This is a genomic window from Streptomyces pallidus (ex Mingjun et al. 2026) (assembly GCF_051550185.1).
In the GTDB taxonomy this organism is placed as follows: domain Bacteria; phylum Actinomycetota; class Actinomycetes; order Streptomycetales; family Streptomycetaceae; genus Streptomyces.
Genome location: NZ_CP196181.1, coordinates 169789 through 188526, shown reverse-complemented (window position 1 = coordinate 188526; position 18738 = coordinate 169789). Strand labels below are relative to the sequence as shown.

18 protein-coding genes and 2 pseudogenes are annotated in these 18738 nt (G+C 70.4%); 12 read left to right on the top strand and 8 right to left on the bottom strand.

Annotated features, from left to right (window positions below):
* Positions 1–15 precede the first annotated feature (15 nt).
* The gene (locus ACSHWO_RS00940; protein ID WP_438309618.1) at positions 16–684 is read right to left on the bottom strand and encodes an HSP18 transcriptional regulator; all 669 of its coding nucleotides are present in this window, start codon (positions 682–684) and stop codon (positions 16–18) included.
* 124 nt (positions 685–808) lie between these two features.
* On the opposite strand from ACSHWO_RS00940, the gene ACSHWO_RS00935 reads away from it, so the two are divergent.
* The 6 genes and pseudogenes from ACSHWO_RS00935 to ACSHWO_RS00910 all read left to right on the top strand — a co-directional run bounded on the left by ACSHWO_RS00935 (position 809) and on the right by ACSHWO_RS00910 (position 4793).
* A complete protein-coding gene (locus ACSHWO_RS00935) occupies positions 809–1243 on the top strand; it encodes an Hsp20/alpha crystallin family protein (protein ID WP_438309617.1) in 435 nt (144 codons plus the stop codon).
* Between the two features lie 102 nt (positions 1244–1345).
* Positions 1346–1693 (top strand): annotated as a pseudogene (locus tag ACSHWO_RS00930) (DUF2267 domain-containing protein); the annotation flags it as partial.
* Positions 1694–1775: 82 nt separating this feature from the next.
* On the top strand, positions 1776–2180 hold the full coding sequence (locus tag ACSHWO_RS00925) for a DUF2267 domain-containing protein (protein ID WP_438309616.1): 405 nt from the start codon (positions 1776–1778) through the stop codon (positions 2178–2180).
* Between the two features lie 428 nt (positions 2181–2608).
* Positions 2609–2812, top strand: coding sequence for a cold-shock protein (locus tag ACSHWO_RS00920; RefSeq protein WP_385805181.1), 204 nt, complete (start codon positions 2609–2611; stop codon positions 2810–2812).
* A gap of 218 nt (positions 2813–3030) precedes the next feature.
* Positions 3031–4296 (top strand): SLC13 family permease, encoded by a 1266-nt coding sequence (locus tag ACSHWO_RS00915; protein WP_438318839.1) that lies wholly within the window; start codon positions 3031–3033, stop codon positions 4294–4296.
* Positions 4293–4793 carry a universal stress protein gene (locus ACSHWO_RS00910; protein ID WP_385805180.1) on the top strand — a complete coding sequence of 167 codons (501 nt, stop codon included), beginning with the start codon at positions 4293–4295 and terminating at the stop codon, positions 4791–4793. Before ACSHWO_RS00915 ends, ACSHWO_RS00910 begins: the two co-directional genes overlap by 4 nt.
* A 221-nt stretch (positions 4794–5014) precedes the next feature.
* Here ACSHWO_RS00910 and ACSHWO_RS00905 read toward each other — a convergent pair whose 3' ends face one another.
* Both ACSHWO_RS00905 and ACSHWO_RS00900 read right to left on the bottom strand, forming a co-directional pair.
* Positions 5015–5263, bottom strand: a complete 249-nt coding sequence (locus ACSHWO_RS00905) for a gamma-glutamyl-gamma-aminobutyrate hydrolase family protein (protein ID WP_438309615.1) — start codon at positions 5261–5263, stop codon at positions 5015–5017.
* The gene (locus ACSHWO_RS00900) at positions 5250–5426 is read right to left on the bottom strand and encodes a hypothetical protein (RefSeq protein WP_438309614.1); all 177 of its coding nucleotides are present in this window, start codon (positions 5424–5426) and stop codon (positions 5250–5252) included. Before ACSHWO_RS00900 ends, ACSHWO_RS00905 begins: the two co-directional genes overlap by 14 nt.
* A 263-nt stretch (positions 5427–5689) precedes the next feature.
* On the opposite strand from ACSHWO_RS00900, the gene ACSHWO_RS00895 reads away from it, so the two are divergent.
* The 4 genes from ACSHWO_RS00895 to ACSHWO_RS00880 all read left to right on the top strand — a co-directional run bounded on the left by ACSHWO_RS00895 (position 5690) and on the right by ACSHWO_RS00880 (position 11069).
* Positions 5690–6598, top strand: coding sequence for a LysR family transcriptional regulator (locus tag ACSHWO_RS00895; protein ID WP_438309613.1), 909 nt, complete (start codon positions 5690–5692; stop codon positions 6596–6598).
* A gap of 345 nt (positions 6599–6943) precedes the next feature.
* On the top strand, positions 6944–8209 hold the full coding sequence (locus ACSHWO_RS00890; protein WP_438309612.1) for a hypothetical protein: 1266 nt from the start codon (positions 6944–6946) through the stop codon (positions 8207–8209).
* 1441 nt (positions 8210–9650) lie between these two features.
* Positions 9651–10154 (top strand): GNAT family N-acetyltransferase, encoded by a 504-nt coding sequence (locus ACSHWO_RS00885; protein WP_438309611.1) that lies wholly within the window; start codon positions 9651–9653, stop codon positions 10152–10154.
* 219 nt (positions 10155–10373) lie between these two features.
* The gene (locus ACSHWO_RS00880) at positions 10374–11069 is read left to right on the top strand and encodes a transposase (RefSeq protein WP_438309610.1); all 696 of its coding nucleotides are present in this window, start codon (positions 10374–10376) and stop codon (positions 11067–11069) included.
* A 362-nt stretch (positions 11070–11431) separates the two neighbouring features.
* On the opposite strand, the gene ACSHWO_RS00875 is transcribed toward ACSHWO_RS00880, so the two are convergent.
* A complete protein-coding gene (locus tag ACSHWO_RS00875; protein WP_438318836.1) occupies positions 11432–11593 on the bottom strand; it encodes an HTH domain-containing protein in 162 nt (53 codons plus the stop codon).
* Between the two features lie 449 nt (positions 11594–12042).
* Between ACSHWO_RS00875 and ACSHWO_RS00870 the strand changes: the two genes are divergently transcribed.
* Positions 12043–12768: a peptidylprolyl isomerase gene (locus tag ACSHWO_RS00870; RefSeq protein WP_438309609.1), complete on the top strand. Its 726-nt coding sequence runs from the start codon at positions 12043–12045 to the stop codon at positions 12766–12768.
* 168 nt (positions 12769–12936) lie between these two features.
* Here ACSHWO_RS00870 and ACSHWO_RS00865 read toward each other — a convergent pair.
* Both ACSHWO_RS00865 and ACSHWO_RS00860 read right to left on the bottom strand, forming a co-directional pair.
* A pseudogene (locus ACSHWO_RS00865) lies at positions 12937–13258 on the bottom strand (IS110 family transposase); the annotation flags it as partial.
* A 119-nt stretch (positions 13259–13377) separates the two neighbouring features.
* Positions 13378–14136 (bottom strand): hypothetical protein, encoded by a 759-nt coding sequence (locus ACSHWO_RS00860; RefSeq protein WP_438309608.1) that lies wholly within the window; start codon positions 14134–14136, stop codon positions 13378–13380.
* Positions 14137–15047: 911 nt separating this feature from the next.
* Here ACSHWO_RS00860 and ACSHWO_RS00855 point away from each other — a divergent pair.
* Positions 15048–16154: an RCC1-like domain-containing protein gene (locus tag ACSHWO_RS00855; protein WP_438309607.1), complete on the top strand. Its 1107-nt coding sequence runs from the start codon at positions 15048–15050 to the stop codon at positions 16152–16154.
* Between the two features lie 797 nt (positions 16155–16951).
* Here ACSHWO_RS00855 and ACSHWO_RS00850 read toward each other — a convergent pair.
* Together ACSHWO_RS00850 and ACSHWO_RS00845 are read right to left on the bottom strand one after the other, a co-directional pair.
* Positions 16952–17566: a DUF3995 domain-containing protein gene (locus tag ACSHWO_RS00850; RefSeq protein ID WP_438309606.1), complete on the bottom strand. Its 615-nt coding sequence runs from the start codon at positions 17564–17566 to the stop codon at positions 16952–16954.
* 670 nt (positions 17567–18236) lie between these two features.
* Complete coding sequence (locus ACSHWO_RS00845; RefSeq protein ID WP_438309605.1) at positions 18237–18677, bottom strand: VOC family protein; 441 nt, start codon at positions 18675–18677, stop codon at positions 18237–18239.
* Between the last annotated feature and the right edge of the window lie 61 nt (positions 18678–18738).

Below are 18738 nucleotides of genomic sequence, written 5' to 3'. Positions count from 1 at the left end.
GTTCGTAGGCGCGGCTTAGGAGTTGCGCTGGTCGTTGCTGTCCTGGCGGAGCTGTTCGGTGTGGCGGGTCATGGCGTCGATGCGGTCCGTGAGGCCGGCGTCCTGAGGCCGCAAGTGGTCCCGGGTCGCGGTCAGGGGGCCTATCAGACGGGCGGCGTCGTTGTCGGCGAGAGCCAGGTTCAGCTCGCTGATCGCTCCTTCCGCGCTGGCGGGGAGGCCGGTGAGGGAGGTGACCTGGCCGGCGAGACGGCGCAGGTCGGCTGCGTTGTCGCGGGCCCAGGCGGTGACGGTGCGGTCGGCGGCGCGCGAGTCGCGGGTGGCCTGGACCCGCTGTTCGCCCGTGCTTCCCGCAGCGCCGGGGCGCAGTCGCAGGTAGCGGCGTTCGGCGGCCTGCCGGCTGGCGACCCCGAGCGGTCCGGCGAGGTCGGCCCAGCTGGCGCCCTGGTCCCGGGCCGCTTCGATCAGGACGCTCTCCCAGCCGGCGAGCTGCTCGCGGGCCTCGCGAAGCATCAGCAGCGCGGCCAGGGCCGGGTGCGGACCGCGGTCGCCTGCCGGCGGTGGTGAAGCCGTCGATGATCCCCGTGAGGACTGCTGCGCGTCCTTCACGGACCGGCTGATGGCCTCCAGCGCCGCCGCGGCTGCACGAAAGGACACGGGTGGCGTCGGCGAGACTGCTTCGGTCATGGCCCCCTCCGTGGTCGTCATCCTCCAGATGACGTCCTGCTTGTCATCGTTTCGATGACATGCTACAACAGGAGCACGTTGAGCGCATTGGCAGTTCCTGCCTGAACCAACCGGAGGTGTTTCGATGTTGATGCGCACCGACCCTTTCCGTGAGATCGACCGGATCGTCCAGCAGCTCTCGGGTACGTCCGGGACCTGGTCGAAGCCGTCGGTCATGCCGATGGACGCCTACCGCGAGGGCGATGTATATGTGATCGCCTTCGACCTGCCCGGTGTGAGCACTGAGGCGATCGACATCGACGTCGAGCGGAACATGCTGACCGTGAAGGCCGAACGGCGCCCGGCCGCCAAGGGCGACCAGGTGCAGATGGAGCTGTCCGAACGGCCCCTCGGTGTGTTCTCCCGGCAGATCGTGCTGGCCGACACCCTCGACACCGAGCGCATCGAGGCCGACTACGAGGCGGGCGTCCTGACCCTGCGGATCCCGATCGCCGAGCGCGCCAAGCCCCGCAAGATCAGCATCGGTACCGGCGCCGACCCCAAGCAGATCTCCGCCTGAGGCTCCCGGCGTCAGCTGGCTGCGGAGGGCGGGAGTACCCCCCTTCGGCACCCGCCCTCCGCCCTCTTGATCTTCTTCACCGCTTTTCCCCGGAGGTGATCGATGTCGCCGGGCAGGGAGTCGCTCCGGGGCCATGTCCGGGAGTACGGGGAGTGGCCCTGCTGGGCGCGCACCTGGTCGGCACGGGACGGGCCGAGCTGGCCGCCCGGCTCCCCGAGGCCTGACGCCCTGTCCTCTCGAACCCCCGCTACAGGCTGCGGAGCCGCTCTCCCCGGAGCGGTTCGTCCGCGCGACGGCGGCCCGGACCGAGGGCGCCGCCGAGGAGACGGCCCTGTGGGACACCGGGGCGGTCCTGCCCACCTCGGCCGCCGCCGCGGGAGACGCCTCACCCCCGAGATCCTGACCCGGCTCCTGCCCGGCTACGACATCCTCTCCGGACACCCCCGACCGCCCCACCCTCCCGGATCCTTCGCGCAGAAAGGCAATCGCAGCCGTGTACGACCAGCCTCGAGCGAACCCGTCCCGCACCCCCATGACGTTCGACCAGATGCTGGAAAACGTGCGCCACGAGGGCGCCTATCCCACCCGCGAACGCGCCGAGGCAGCCGTCCACCACGTCCTGGCCGCCCTCGGCCGCCGGCTCACCGGCGACGAGCGCGCCGACCTCGCCCGGTGCCTGCCCGTCGAAGCCGCCCTCACCCTGACCGCCCAGATCCCCGACTCCGAACCCCTCACCGGCTGGGGCTTCGTCAAGGACCTGGCCGCCCGCACCGGCGCCACCCCCGCCACCACCCGCTGGGACACCGGCGCCGTGCTCGCCGTTGTCACCCGCCTTGCAGGACCTGACCTCCTCGCCAGGATCCTGCGCCGGCTTCCCGACGGCTACGCCCTCCTCTTCGGCCAGGCAGAACTGCGTCGACCTCAGCCTGCCGCATGACCGGCGCACCGACACCGGGCCGAGACCGTACTGCGGCCCCGGCACCGCCGCGCCGCAAAGCGGCCCGGTAGGGACGGCGCGCGGCTCCCGCGCTGCAGCACTCCGACCAGATCAGACGGTGCAGTGTCGCCGTTGGTGCCGGCCCCGATTGCTGCTCTCCGCCGGCCTACGGCGTGTACGGCGCGACCACCCCGGCCGCCTGCCGGATCGTCATCCGTAAGAGCAGTCTTTGCATCACACGGCGCGTTGCTGCCGTATGGACAGGGTGAGCGGGCGTGTACCGTCTGGGTCAGCTGTCGTGGTTCGGACGCTCCCTCTGGCTACGCCGAGGCGGTGACGTTCTGCTGTGCCGTGCCGCAGGAACCAGGGCGATCACCTCAGCCTTCCGCACGGTGCGCGAAGGCTTTCCTCGGCTGGAGGGCATGGATATGGCTACGGGAACTGTGAAGTGGTTCAACGCGCAGAAGGGCTTCGGCTTCATCGCGCAGGACGGTGGCGGCCCGGACGTCTTTGCCCACTACTCGGCGATCAACTCCTCGGGTTTCCGAGAGCTCCAGGAGGGCCAAGCGGTGACGTTCGACGTCACCCAGGGCCACAAGGGCCCGCAAGCGGAGAACATCAACCCGGCCTGACCCCTTCCGCCACCGCCCGCCCCTTGCGGCCGCCCAGCTCGAAGCGGAAGGCGGCTCGCACAGAAGACGACACGCGGTCACCGGCAGGGAGAACGAGGTCGGGGCCGTGCAGCCTTGCGCCGCACGGCCCCGACCTGTGTCGGTGGTGACCGAAGGCGGAGTGGCGGCACACGAACTCCTTCTCCCATGGCGGGACCGCCCCCCGGAAGGCTCCGATCCTGAACGCCTTGACCGCTGAAGTACTGTCTCTCGTCCTGCTCCTCGTGGTCTTGGCCTGTGCGGTGATCAGGCCCTGGGGCTGGCCGGAGGCGGTCGTGGCCGTCCCCGCAGCCGGGGTGGTCGTCGCTGCCGGAGCGATCTCCCTCGGCGATGCGGCGGCCGAGGCCCTCCGACTGGCCCCGGTGATCGGCTTCCTCGCGGCTGTACTGGTCCTGGCCCAGCTGTGCGACGACGAGGGCTTGTTCCACGCCTGCGGTGCGTGGATGGCGCGCCGGGCAGCGGGCCGCCCCCGCCGCCTACTGCTCCTCGTCTTCGTGATGGCCTCCCTCATCACGGCGGTCCTCAGCCTCGACGCCACCGTGGTGCTGCTGACTCCGGTGGTCTTCGCCACCGCCGCCCGGCTGGGCGCCCGCGCCAAGCCACACGTCTATGCGTGCACCCACTTGTCGAACACCGCCTCGCTGCTGCTGCCGGTCTCCAACCTGACCAACCTGCTGGCTTTCGCCGCCAGCGGCCTGGCCTTCACCCGGTTCGCCACCCTGATGGCGCTGCCCTGGCTGGCCGCCATCGGAGCCGAGTACGTGGTGATCCGCCGCTTCTTCGCCACCGACCTGGATGCGGGCGCCGACGCCCCGCCCGCTGCCGACTCGCCAGAGCTGCCGCTGTTCGCCCTGCTCACGGTGGCAGGCACGCTCGCGGGATTCGTGCTCGCCTCGGCACTCGGCATCGATCCGGCCTGGGCGGCAGCCGCAGGCGCTGCCGTGCTGGCCACCCGCGCCCTGGCACAGCGGCGCACCACGCCGCTGGCGATCGCGCGGGCCGCGGCGATTCCGTTCTGCGTCTTCGTGCTGGCCCTGGGCATCGTCGTCCAGGCCGTGGTCGACAACGGCCTGGCGGACGTGCTGGGCCGCCTGATCCCGACCGGAACCGATCTGCCGGCCCTCCTGGCCATCGCGGGGCTGGCTGCCGTACTGGCGAACGTGATCAACAACCTCCCCGCCGTCCTGGTGCTGCTTCCGCTGACCGCACCCACCGGCGCGGGCGCCGTCCTGGCCGTGCTCCTCGGGGTGAACATCGGCCCCAACCTCACCTACGCCGGCTCCCTGGCCACGCTGCTGTGGCGGCGCATCGTGCGCGAACACGACACCGACGTGGAACTGGGCGAGTTCACCCGGCTCGGCCTGCTCGCCACGCCGGCCGCACTGCTGCTGTCGGTGCTGGCACTGTGGGTATCACTCCAAACGATCGGAGACGGAACACGGTGAGCGTCATCGTCTGGATCGTCGAAGGCACCTGGCCCGCCTGCATCGACGCCGCACGCACCCACACCCCCGAGGACACCGAACCGGTCCTGCTCCACGTCAGCGCTGCCCAGGCACCCGGCCTCGCGCACGGCGCCTACGCCGGGCTGCTGGGCCGGGCCCGTCCCGATCGCGACCCCGGCACTCGGGTGGAGGACCTGGCCCACGCGGCAGGCGAACAGCTCCTGGCCGCCGCGGCCGCCCGGCTGGGACGCCCGTGCATCCGGCAGGAACGCGCGGGCCGCGTCGAACGCGAAGTCGTGGCCGCGGCCGAAGGCGCCGACCTGCTCATCCTCGCCCGCGACGGCGACCGTACCCACCTGGGACCCCGCAGCCTCGGGCCCGCAAGCCGTTTCATCGTCGACCACGCCCCCTGTCCGGTCCTGCTCGTCTGGCCGGAGAGCGCACCACCCACCACCACCATCCCGCCACCGCCGCCCCACCCTCCGCACGACCGCTGACAGCGCCACAGAAAGGACGCGGACCAGCCCAAGGCCGTTGCCGTTGACTCGCTGTCCCACCTGGTGAGGGTGGGGCCGTGCATGGCTGCGACGGCCGGGCCGGCGTCGCGGTGTCGGCGGAAGTCGCGCAAGGCCGACCTGGCCGGTGGCTGCCAGCGGCAGGGTGCGCACCTGGATGCCGTACGGGCGCTGCGCAGGTGGCCGAGGACCGTCCCTGGCGCTCACGCGCCGGGGAACGGAACCACCCGTAGCTGCCTGACAGGTTCGGGCTCTGCTGCTGGGGGATGCGTCGCAGGGTGTGAAGGCACCTGTGTCGGATGGTGGCCCACACGGTCGGGCAGGTGCTGGATGAGGGTGCCGCCCGCATGCACGTTCATCAGCTGCATTCCCCGGCACACCCCGAGCACGGGTATGTCGCGGGCGAGGCCGACGGCCAGCACGGCCTGCTCCCACGCGTCACGCTCGCGCACCGGCGGCCCCGTACGCGGATGGGGCACCGCCCCGTACAGGGCGGCAGCGGCACCGCGCGCCCGCCCGCCGCATCGCGGGCAGCACTGCGGCGGGCAGGTCCCACTCGCCCCGCTGCGCGGTGGCGAGGTAGGCGGTGAGTCCGATGAGCGGTTGCTGGGGCATACCACTTCCTTTCGGGGCATGAGGGGTGCCCGTCTACGGGGCCGGATCCACGCCCGGCCGCCGGGCGGCCCCGGCCACGGCAGGCTGCAGCGCGGAACGGTGGCGGTACTCGTGGAGGGCGCTATGAGGGCGGGGGAGAGGCGTTCGTTCGGGCCCAGAAGCGCAGGCTTGCGTTTTTCCTGCCGCGAGCAAGAATCCTGCTGGCGTTCATCTCGAATCACAAGAAAACACATCTTCGCGACAGATAAGTGAGCCTTAACTCCGTGCACGGACTCGACCCCCGCCTGCTCGCCACCCTCGAAGCCGTCGTACGGCACGGCTCCTTCAGCGCCGCCGCACGGGAGCTCGGCTACAGCCCGCCCGCCGTCTCCCAGCAGATCGCCGAACTCGAACGCCGCGCGGGCCTGAGGGTGCTGGAGCGCCGCCCCGTGCGCGCCACACCGGCCGGGGAGGTCCTCCTCGGCGCCGAACAGGGCGTCCGCAGCGCCCTGGCGGCCGCCTCGGCCGAACTCGACGCCATGCGCGCCGGAACGGCCGGACGGATCCGCCTCGGAGCCTTCGCCTCCGCCGCCACCAGCATCGTTCCCCAGGCACTGGCGCGGCTTCACGCCGCCTACCCCGACGTCCAGGTCAGCCTCTGCCAACTCGAACCCGAAGCCGGCTACAGCCGGCTCAAGCGCGGCGACATGGACCTGGCCCTCAGCTACGACTACGACTTCATCCCCGTGTCCCCGCCCCGGATGCTGCGCCGGACCCTGGTCGCCCGGGACCCGGTGGTGGCCGTCGTCCCGGCGCACCACCCCCTGGCCGACAGGGAGGTCATCGACCTGGCCAGCCTCGCCTCCGAGACCTGGATCGCCGCCCCGGAGGCCGCACTGCGCCTGGAACTGCTCTCCCAGATGGCCAAGACGCCCGGCTTCCAGGCCCGCCTGCAGTACGAGGGAGACGACTTCAACACCGTGCTCGGCTTCGTGGCCGCAGGCCTGTGCGTGGCCCTCATGCCGCAACTCGCCCTACCCCGCACCAGACCCGAGATCGCGGCCCGCCCGTTGGCCAACCCGCAGCTGACACGCTTCATCTACGCCGTCCGCATCGACACCCGGCACGCCCCACGCGCCGTCCTGGACCTCGAGCAGATACTCACCGCCCAAGCGCTGGCCGCACTCTCCTGACGCGTACGGAGGCCGGCAGTCACGAGCGGCCGCCGTACGACCACGCGCCGCACCCGCAGCTCCGGCAGGCCGAAGACGGTGCTCGCTCCTGCGGGAGGGGGGCCGGGATGCTGCTCCCCGTCCCCTTCCCGCAGGTCGGCGGACCGCGCAGCCAGAGGCGAACAGACCGTGAAGGTCACATGAAAAACAGCCAACTTGCTGCCCCTTGCACGCGCGTAGACCCCGTCACGACGCCAGCGTTCTCGGGATGTCCGACTATCGGACACGGTGGCTGAAAATTAAACTATTGTGTGGCGAGCGGACTACCTTGGCCGCGGTTGACGTTCCAACGAGAGGAAACCCCTCATGACCGCAGCCGACAGCGCGCCGAGAACGGCCCGCGTCCTCACCGGCTACTGCCCCGAGGACGGCTTCCTGGCCGCAGAACTGGACCCGCCACCAGCCGAGTACGTATGGCACGACGAGCACGTCGAACAGCAGGATCAGCGCTACGGTCCGGGAACGGGATACCAGCAGTGGCTGGCAGTCGACGCGAACGACGGCGCGGTCTGGTTCGGCGACACCGACTGGCGGGACCCGCGCGGAAACTTCGCCGACCAGCTTCCCGGACTCCCCCGCAGGGCGCTCGGGGACGGGACCATTCCCGCCCCCGGAATCATGGTGCAACTCCTCGGCCACCTGACCCATGACCAACAGCACGGCTGCACCTGGCGCTTCTTCACCGCCGAAGAGCTCCACACCCTCGCGCAGCGCATACTCCCCGCCGTGCAGCGCCTCGTCGACTCGATCCACCGCATCGGACCGGACGGCGAGCTCGAATGGTCAGCCGAGGCCGCCACCGCCTGGGACGACATCGAACACACCACCACCCACACCCTCGACCCCTCCGGCGACCTCCACTGGCCCAGGCTGCGCACGACGCCGATTCCCGCCTGGCGCGTCGAGGTCGGCGCCTTCCTCGCCGCCAACCCCGAGCTCTGCGAACCTTCCTGGGGTGTGGCCACCGACGCCGAACTCGATGCCTACGCCGCCTACCAGCCCGACACCGGTTACGGGGGAGTGCCGGGCAGGGCCTGCCACACCGCCGGCAGGCAGATCGAGGACGGCTTCACCTTCTACGGCCACCGCGCCGCCCTGTACGCCTACCGTGCACAGGCGTGCGGCGACCGCACCCCGACAGACGCCCGCACCTGGCTGGAGACGACGGAGACCGGAAGAAGCACGTGGGAGGCGGCCAAACCCCCCGGAGCCACCCTTGCCGACGTCTCCGACTGCGTGCTGACGGCCCTGACCAAGAGGTTCCAGAACGCGGCGCGCGAACACGGGCTCGTCCTGACCGGACTCCACACCTACCTCCGCCACCTGCGCGACGAGGAACGCGCCGCCGTCGACCAGCAGCTCCTCTTCGAAGGCGAGGAAATCGAACGCCTCGAGAACATGCTCAAGGACTTCCGCGCCGGACGAAACCGCACCGTGACGCGGATCCTGGCCTGGTCCGACGGGCGCGGCGACGCCGAGATCGCCCGCCTGGCCTCCATGCCCGACGAATACGTCAGCGAGTGGCGAGCCCGCCTGAACGGCGACCAGACGACCGCCACACCCGGGCTGTGAACGCGTACGGTCAGAGCATCGACCGCCGACAGCGAAGTACCGTCCCATCCGCCCGCGTCAACTGGCCGGCAGGCCAGCAGGCGATCGTGCCGCCAGGCCCTCGAGTTCAGGCACGGGTCGGCCTCATCCGAGCCCCCTACGAGCGCCTCGACCACCTCCCCGAGGTTGCACCCCGGCCGGTCAGAGCCCTGGGCACCGCCGAGTCCAGGGCCCGACTTCCCGCAGGGCGCGGTGCGCGTCGACGCCGTGGCAGCGGCGGTGGTCGGCGCTGCGGCTTCGACTATCGCCGTCGCCTCATTCACTCTGCGGTTCCGGACCTGACGCGCCGGAGCTGACTGGGCGCGGTACGCCATGGAGCCTGGTGATCACCAGGAGGATTCGGCGACATGGGGCGCCGTACTACGCGGGTGGGGGCGAAGAGCGAGCCCGTCCCGAGCCGGGCGGACCGACCGCGGCTGACTGCCCACGGGGCAGCTGAAGCCGTGGGCGCCCCCAGCCCGCATACCCCTACCAGCACGCGCCAGCTGACGCTGCGGTCTGCAGCAAGCCGGATGTATTGCTCATCAGTCATGCAGTGCATCATTCCTGCCGAGTCCACGGGTTCTCGTGGTCGCCATCCCCGAACGGCTCCGGGCGCAGCACCTTGCCGCCCGGCTGCGGCGCGCGCGACAGGGCGCCGGCGTCGGTGTGGTCGCGGTGGAGGCGCGTAAACAGTCCGGCGAGTACGTGTTCCTGCGCGCGTGGCGGACGACGGCGGGCAGGGGTGCCGACGGAGAGGCGCCTTCGAGACGCCTTCGGCCGCCCGAGCAGGTCTGCTGTTGGCGGAGGCGGCTCGGACGGGTCGGGAGAGCCGGGCCGCGACAGGTAGGTGTTCCGCCCGCCGATGACAGCGGCACACCGGGCCCGGAGGTTTGCGATGCGGCCTGACGCGCGGGGCTCCCCAGCGGCCTCGGACCCGTCCACACCAGCGGCCATGCGCGGCGTACCAGAACGACGCCGGAGGGCAGAGCCGGTGCCGTTCCACCGGTCGAGAGGCCCAAATCGGCTGCCGATCCCGTCTTCCGGCTGCCGGACTTCCTTGAGCAAGACGGTCCCGAAGCGTTCCAGGCGGGCGGCGGGAGCCCGGCGCGTCGTATGGTGGGGCACGGGACTCGTGGAGCGATCATCAGCGATCGGAGGACCACCGTGCTGTCGGCGTGTGTGATCGCCGGATCCCTCGCTGAGGTAGTCCGTTATGGCATGAACGGCATCAGGCTGGTTTGGAGACGTCGACCGCTCCACGATCACCGGCGCGATCGGCGAAGCGCGGCCCTTGCCCGCAAGCCGCGGTTGCACCACCGCGCCCGGAATCCCCGGGACCTCCCCGGCATGAGAGCAGCCTGGTGGTATGCGCGCAAAATCCAGGGGAGCGGACGGCCGCGCGCTGCTACGGTCGGGCGCCATGAGCTGGCTTCCCGATGACTTCGACCACCCCGTCCTGGTACCGCTGCCGGGCGGTGGCCATCACCTGCGGCCGATCCGGGAGGCGGATACCCCACTCGACTATCCGGCTGTGATGGGTTCGCGCGAGCGGCTGTGGACCATCTACGGCCCGGCCTGGGGCTGGCCCGCGGCCACCATGACCTACGAGGCCGACCGGGCCGACCTGTTGCGGCACGAGAAGGAGATCGCCGCACACCAGTCCTTCAACTACGCACTGTTCGACGCGGCGGAGACAGCTCTGCTCGGCTGCGTCTACATCGACCCACCGGAGAGGGCCGGCGCGGACGGCGAGATCTCCTGGTGGGTGGTGGACGAGCTGGTGGGCAGCGAGGTCGAGCAGGCCCTCGACGCGCTGGTGCCGCAGTGGATCGACGCCGAGTGGCCGTTCGAGCAGCCGCGCTTCCTCGGCCGCGAGATCTCCTGGTCGGACTGGCTCGCCCTGCCGGAGCATCCGGACACGTAAGTGGTTGTTGCCCGTACCGATCTCGAAGGCTGCCGATCAAACGGGAGTCTTGATCGGGTGGCTAGGGCGGTCTCCGCGCGTGAAAGCAGGGCCTCCTGGTAGCTCGGGGGTGCGATCCCATTCCGAGTGGTTCCAGGAGGCCCTGTTGTCTTCGTTGAACGTGCTTGAGCATGTTGACTTCAACTCGCCCGCGGCGTCGCGTGGTTGCCTCGCGCACGTGTGCGGCAACGCGGCCGACCATCGGACCGGGGGCGCCGGTATCCGTCGGACACGACGGACGCGGAGTGGGCGACCTTCCGGCCGTTACTGACGGTGCCGGCCTGGTTCCAGGGGCGGGGTGGACGGCCCGAGGGATACTGCCACCGGCAGCTGACGGACCGCTACCTGGTCGCGGGCGGGAGCTCGGGGCGGGCGATGCCCGCGGACCTCCCCGCATGGGACCGGGTCCACGCCTTCTTCCGCCGCTGGCGCGAGCACCTCATGGAGCGGGAACAAGACGCCGGATGCCTCTCTCATTCCGAGCTACACCATTGCCTGACCAGCAGAAATCAACGGATCATGTTCGGTTGGGACACGGCTTCTTACCCACGCCCCAGAGTTGGGCCCGGCCTGCTCAAGCACCTGGCCAGCGGCCCGGCCGTGGAGCTCCTCGCCAATGCCGTCCACCACCGCAAGTGCAAGAAGAACTCGACGGACTGGTACGAGGAGGCTTCCGAACGCCAGCGCAAGGCCCACTCCACGCCGCATCCGCATCGAACACGGCATGGCACACCTCAAGGGCTGGCGAGCGCTCGCCAGCCACTGCCGTCGCGACCACATCAGCGACACCATCCAAGCCGTCGCCGACTTGCTCTCACACCAGCAGGCCACCACCCGCCGGCACAATCCGTCACAGTGACCACCACGCAGACCTAACCCTTCGACGCGCCACCGCCAACCGCACAGGAGCCTGGCAGGATCGGACCGTGGGAGGCTCTGGACCACCGACCAGGGCCACGATCACCGTCCGCGGTGGCGAACCTCTACATCCGCCACCCGGCACATCCTGCACTCACGAAGGGGCGCCCTTGCTGCCCGTGCGGCAGTGCTTGCCCTGGTTGAGCCCAATTCCGCTTGCCGCGCGCCACGGCACTACGCCGGGATCTTGGCAGGGGTCCCGGCGCCTCTCACGTACACGGCGGGCTTCATTTGTGGGGCGTGGCAGGTTGAGGCCTTCACAACCCGGAAATATTCTCATAAGCAAATATGTGTACTGGTTCGCGAAGGTCTGCGGTGCGTCAGATCCAGCCGTTGCGTGCCGCGTGGAGGGCCATCTGGAACCGTGTCACCGAGCCGGCGCGGGTGTTCATCGCCTCGATGTGTCGAGACAGCGTGCGGCGGCTGACGCCGAGGGGCTCGGCGATGGTCTCGTCCGTGATTCCGGTGGCCAGCAGCTGCAGGATGCGCCGGTGGATCGGTTGCAGTCCGCACGGGACGCGACCGGGACCGCCGCTCCACCGCCACTGCCGCTCGGGACCGGCCCGCTGCGGGCGCCGAGCCCTCCCCGACGGCCTGGTGTGATCGGTGCCTCGGTGGCGCTGGTCGGGTGTCAGCGGCGATCGGGTGGGTTGCGCTTGGTCTCGCCTTGGTGTGAATTGTGGTCTTGGCTGTCATGGGGTTGCCCATCCCCGTGTGCGGCTGGCCGGGGCCGTCTGGGCCGGTGGTGTGGCCGACGCCTACACCGCCCGTGGCTCCGTCGAGCAGGGACGTCAGCTGGAGGGCGCGGACCTCGGGGTCGGCCGCACCAGGCTTCTGCCGTCAACCATTCCCGTAACCATTCCCGCGGACCAAACCACGCCCTAGACTGCGACCGCTCCAGGACCTGGCGATCATCGGGAGGGCGTGCGGGATGAACCGAGTACTGATCAGCGCATTCGCGGCCGTGGCGTTAGTCGTGTCCGGGGGAAGCGTCGCCACCGCTTCCGACGGCGCCCCGCCGCGCACCACGCACGGCCCCTGCCAGTACGCACAGACCCCGGACGAGCCGCCGGCGCGCCCTGTTCCGCTGCCGCCCGACCCGCGGCGCACCCCCGGTCGCGGCACGGTTGACATCGCTGTTCCGACCAGCCAGGGCCCGCTCCCGCTGCGCCTGGACCGGGCCAAGGCGCCGTGCACGGTCCAGAGTTTCCTGCACCTGGCACGGCACGGGTTCTACGACCGTACGGTGTGCCACCGTCTGACGGCGTATCCGACGCTGAAGGTGCTGCAGTGCGGCGACCCGACCGGTACCGGTGAGGGCGGGCCCGGGTACAAGTACAAGGACGAGCTGCCGGTGGGCCTGCCGCCGGCACCGACCGATCCGACCGGCGCGCGCCGCCTCTACGGGCGCGGCCTACTGGCAATGGCCAACGCCGGCCCGAACACGAACGGTTCACAGTTCTTCGTCGTCTACGGCGACTCCGCGCTGCGACCGAACTACACGGTGTTCGGCACCGTCGGCGCCGACGGCCTGCCGACACTCGACAAGGTCGCCGCCGGAGGTGTCGAGCCGACCGCGGAGGAGCCGGCACCGGTCGACGGCACACCCGTGCTACGGACTGAGCTGCTCCGCGTCCGGCCGTCCTGCGAGGATTGACGCACCGCGGCGTGGGCCACGTCCTCGACCAGCGTGCCTGGCGCCTGTGGCCGCCCCCGGGCGGACTGCGCCGGCCGGGTGAAACGTCAGGGTACGGGAGCGGAGGGGTCCGCACGTTGTGCCGGGCCCCTGCGAGCCGACGTAGGCGTTGGTGGCATCGGTTCTGCGTATGCGGACCCCGGTCCTGGCGTCGACTCCCGGCATCGAGGTCAGGACCTTCCAAGAGGGTGGGCCTCCAGGAGTTCTTCGATCCGTCCGGCCAGCAGTTTGCGCTGGTCAAGGACGGCGTTCAGTGAGGCGGCCAGACTCGGGCGACCGCCTCGGTCCCCGGGGTCGTCACGGTCTGCTCCTCCAACGCGTCAAGCTCTGGGATGGGAGCATGGGGCGCGGCCGTCTCCGGGCCCGGCGCGTCCGCCGCACGTTCCGCCACGGGGTCGACTGTAGGCCGCAGTCGTGGCGGGCGCCCGCATGAACGCCTGCCACTTGGCCGTGCTGCTCGGCTCCCTCTGCCCTTTCCCGTTCCTTCTCTCCTGTTTCGTTCCGCCCCCGCCCCCGCCCGCCCCCGCAGCCCGGGGCGCCCCGCGTCTGCCTTCCCATGTGCCAAGGGGGTCAGGGTACGAGATACCAGCAGTACAGCCGCTGCCGAATACTCGCTGCCGTGTGAGCCAGGTCGGCGAGCTCCGTCAGCGTCTCGACCGCTGTTTCGACGGGAAGGTACTCGCCCCGGCCGGCCGCGAGCCCTGCCCATGCGGCAGCGACCTCGACGAGCCGGCGCCGGTTCGCCTGCGCCAGCGCCTCGCACAGCCCGTCGGGAACCTCGAACACAGTGGAACCGCTGTTCTTCGTCGGCCTGAGGGACCGCAGCTCCCCGGCCGTCTCTCCGGTGAGGAGAAACTCCCAGTCCCCCACCGCCTCGCCGGGATCAAAGCCGGTGCACTCCAGCGCGGGAAACTCCTCCCCTCGTGGTGGCCCCGTTTCTGCGACCCGGTCGTCCGGGGCCGCGAAGAACTCGACGGCCACGGGAACGTTCCGGCCGGCCCCGGTCACATGTCCGGCATCTGCCCCGTTTCCCCTTTTCGTGCGGTCCTCACCCGGCCGCTCACGGGCCAGCCTGCCGGCCCGTACCAGAGCGGCAACGGCACCCGGCGTGACGACGGCCGCGGTCTGGAGCATGTAGACCACCGCAGGCGAGGGCCCGTCGTGGCCGATCGGCACGGCGACCTGCGCGCCGTACGCCCCGGCCACCAGGACAAGGAAGACCGACGCGCCGAGGACCCCCGTGTTCCAGGCCCTACGCGCCGCCGTGTTGCGCGGCAGCGTCGCGATCGCCCACCAGGCCCAGCCGAACACCAGGATTCCCGCCAGCATGCGCCCACCCCCGGCATCTCCCTACCCGTTTTTCAGGGGCAGTCCCCCTCGGAACGTCCTCTGGCGTGCGATGGCCGGAACCCGCTGCCGCCCGCACGACGTCGCAGCCCCAGCCACCCGGTAGTTCGTCGCCGAAGCGCGTCAGCACACAGGAGCCGGGCGAGCGCTCCCGGCGATCTACGCGATCGGCGAGTACCGCGAACGCCGAGTGGGCCGCCGTGTTCCAGTTGCCGTGTATGCCCTTGACCTGAATCCGCCGGAGGGTATCTGGCTGCGGTCAGGCGCGACATCGGCAACCGTGCCGCAGCCGACCTCGCGGCCAGATGCCCCGAGCCGTGGAACGCCGGCTCAAGCGGATCCAGTACGGCCCGGAGTTCGTCGACGGCCGCCTCACCGGGACGGGGCTCACATTCGCTCGAACACCCGAGACGGCACCCGAGAGACTGCCTTCCCGTTTTCACGAGGAAGCGGCGGCCGCCGCTGGGCCGGGCGGGTAGAGCTCGAGCACGATGTCCAGTCGGGTCGCACCGACCTCGGCGAGCAGCTGAGCGGCCAGGACGCAGCTCCCTGACCGTTGTCTGGCTTTGTTCACGAGAACGGGCAGCAGTTGTTCACCACTTCGGGAGGCGGTGCGCGCGGTCGGGTTCGAACGCCGACGGCCTTCGCCGCGTGCATCCTCGGGGCTCCAGGGCTTGCAAGCGGGCCCTGCGCGGATGTCGCGGATCTGCCATCAGCTCTGTTTGCAATCAGCCACTCTCGACGAAAACTGGCCAATGCCGAGGCGGGCACTCAGTGGAGTTGATCAGTCACTTACGGTGGCTGCGTTGGGGTCGTGAGGCGGGTGCGCCGGAGGGATGTCGGCCATCTCGCGTTCGCGGTCCGTCGTATCGCTACTGCCGGGAAGGCATTACATGGCTGAGAAGAGGCTGAAGTCCTGGGGCAACAACCGGGCCGGGCAGCTCGGTGACGGGACCTGGACCGATTTCCGCACCACGGCCACGACGGTGCTCGGGCTCACCAGCGCCGAGGTCGTGAAGATCGTCGCAGGTGGAGCCGGCTCGGCGACCGGTCACGGCCTGGCCCTGCTGACCGACCGCACCGTCCAGTCCTGGGGCGCCAACGGCTCCGGGCAGCTCGGTGACGGCTCCGTGTTCAGCCACAACGCGCCGGGCCAGGTCGTCAACCTGTCCGATGCCACCGACATCGCCGCGGGCGGCACCCACAGCCTGGCGCTGCTCGCCGACCAGACCGTGGTGGCCTGGGGCCACAACAACTACGGTCAGCTCGGCAACGGCACCAACATGGACAGCAGCGTCCCGGTCCGGGTCGAGGGCCTCAACAAGGTGATCGCGATCGCCGGCGGCCTCAACCACAGCCTGGCGCTGCGCGAGGACGGCACCGTCTGGGCCTGGGGCTACAACATCAACGGCCAGCTCGGCGACGGCACCTCCGCCTCAAGAAACGTGCCCGCACAGGTGAACGGTCTGACCGGCGTCAGCCTGATCGCTGCCGGGGCCAACCACAACCTTGCCCTGGTAGGCCCGGTAGGCAGCGGCGGGGTGGTGATGGCCTGGGGCTACAACGCCACCGGCCAGCTGGGCGACAACAGCACCGTCAACCGCCTCACGCCGGTCAAGACCCAGGACCCGTGGAGCGGCGAGGTCAGCCGCATCGCCGCCGGCTGCAATCACAGCCTGGCCGTCACCGGCAGCACCAACAGCCTCCACGCGTGGGGCCAGAACACCTCGGGCCAGCTCGGCGACGGCACCACCGACTACCGGACGACCCCGGTCCCGGTGCCGGGGCTGACCGGAGTCCAGCTGATCGCTGCCGGCCGCGAGCACACCATCGCCCTCCTCGGCGACTACACGGTGCGCTCCTGGGGTGCCAACGGCTCCGGCCAGCTCGGCAACGGCACCACCACCGACAGCAGCACCCCGGTAACCACCCTCACCGCACTGACCGGCGTCGACAAGGTCGCCGCACCCATCGGCGGCGACTTCAGCCTGGCCAACTAACCCCGCCCCAGCCAGCGGGCAGTGCGGCAAGAGCACGCACCCACCCTGCCCACGAAGAACCTCCGAGGGCTCTGCCCATCACCCAGGGGAGAGCCCTCTGCCGCGCCCAGGTCACGCCACAACAGCACGGAACCACCACAGTCCACCCTCACGACGGCATTCGAACAGCGACCCCCCGACTGCCTCCCGAAGTGGCGAACAACTGCTGCCCGTTCTCGTGAACAAAGCCAGTTGTCGCTGCCGAAGCCGAGAAACAGCTTCAGGTCGCAGTCGACGGACAGGCTCGCCGGTTCCTCTCGCCTCCCGCCAACGAGCTCGACCAGCGCTCTCACATGGTCCGTGAGATCGCTGTCATCAGGGAGCCCGCTTCGCTTGATCCGAACGCTGGTCTCCCTTCGAGCACTGCTCGGGTTGCGGGGATCCATCAGGCCCTCCCGCTCGAACTGCTGGTCCGCCGTGATCCCCAGGCGGCCCGAGATCTCGCCGGCGCCGACCCTGCGGCTTGTGATCCGAATCGATCCGGCCGACCACTTCGTGCCCGCCGCCGCCGACCGTGCCATCAGGCCTTCTCGTACATCCTTACGATCGCAGGACGGTCTACGGGACACGAGGGCATTTCCTCGGGGGTGGAGGCCAGCGGGACCGACATCACCGGTTCGGGTCCAGTGGCTTCCTGAGGGCGCGCCGGCTCGACTCGGTGAACGGGGCCGTCCAGGACGGTTCGGACGCCGTGACCACTTCAGCCATCACGTAGTCGTTTCGCCCATGACCGGCAGCTGGGCGAGGGCCGTCAGCCGTCAACCAATCCCGGTGACCACCGAGGCCAGAGACAGGAGCAGAGCGCCCAGCGCCCCCGCAGAGCCGTAAAACCTCACCTCACGCCGGCCATCGTGTCGGCGGACGTAGTGCGTGGTGGCGGCGGCGAAGGCCAGGCCACCGGCGATGAACCACGGCCCCCACAGGTAGAGGTACCAGAGGGTCAACCCCACCAGATCGGGCGCCACAGCGCGCGCCCCGGCCTCGACCAGCACTCCGTGGACCACGAACAGTGATCCGTGCCAGACGAGCAGCACTGCCGCGCCCCCACCACAGAACACCATCATTCGACCGACCCAGTTGCCGCGCCGGCGCGTCAGGCCGATGCCGACCAGTGCTCCGAAGAGCTTCAGAAGACCGGTCACCCACAAGACGGCCAGGAACCACGTCACTCGGTCATGAGCGAGCTTCACCAGTGACGGAGCCACCGTCGCCTGCACACCGAGGGTGCCTCCCATCGCCCAGACGAAACTGGGTACCGCGAACAGTAACCCCCATGCCGCAACGGCGACCCCGGGCCACTTGCCTGGACGGTGGCGGGGCGTCCGGAACGGGACCGGCCGCACTGCATCGTCCGAAGAGTGCTTGATCGTCACAGCTCCACCGTGGCCCAACCTCGACGACAGGACGTCGTCCGCGCGAACGATCATGCTCCCCCGTGCGGGGGAGACACCTTTGATCGCGTCGGGCCTGACGGTCGGGAACGACTCGAAGTCCTTCGAACGGCGATTACGGGGCAGCCCTTGAGGCCGCGCCCCCGCCGCAACGGAGGCACTCATCAACGCGAACGGCATCTCCACGCGGCAGGACGCCGGATGGCCGTTCTGCTGCCCGCCGCACCAGGGGGGACGGTGTGGGCTGGGACATCCCGATCAGCCTGGGCCGTGCCTGGGACAGGCGACCGGACACGATGCCCCGCCGTGTGCGCGGCACCCGGGCGTGTCGGAGTAAGCGAGGGCGGTCAGTCGGCCGGGACATGACGACCGAGCAGCCGCAGGGCGCCGGTGAGCCCGACAGGATCGGTGCCTCCGCCGGGCAGCGGACCACGGCGGTTTCCGGGTGGAGTGGCTCCACCGGGTGCCTTCAACCGGCACCCGACCAGGCATAGCGAGTCCGTGCACCACGCGGACTCCTCGGGACGCCCACCGACGACCCGGCCCCGAACGCCGCCCGAAGCGATGGGCGGCCGGCGCCGCAGGACGGCCTCATCGAGCGGTTCGGAACCTCGGTGACCCCGTTCGGCTACACGGCTCGGTTCCTCACCCCTCAACCCAGCTGCTCGGCCAGCCCGACGATGATGCCCTCCGGGCCGCGGAGATAGCAGAGCAGATAGCTGTCCTCGAACCGGGCGATCTCGCCGACCAGCTCGGCGCCGTGAGGGCGCAGGCGGGCGACGGTGTCCTCGATGTCGTCGACGGCGAACATGACGCGGTGCGTGCCCAGAACGTTGTGCGGCCGGTTGCGCGGCCCGGCGCTGATCACCGCGGGGCTGCGGTACTTCGCCAGCTCGATCCGGCTGTGACCGTCCGGGGTCCGGACCATCGCGATCTCACAACGGACACCGTCGAGTCCGGTGCACCGGTCGGCGAAGAGGCCCTCGACCTCCGCCCTGCCCTCCAGCTCCATCCCGAGTTCCACGAAGAACGCGACGGCGGCATCCATGTCCTCGACGACGATGCCGACGTTGTCCATCCGCTGAATCGCCATGCTGGCTTCTCCTTCCTCCTCGTGGGGCGGGCCGGTGGCGGCCGCTGATGTCCCCGGGACG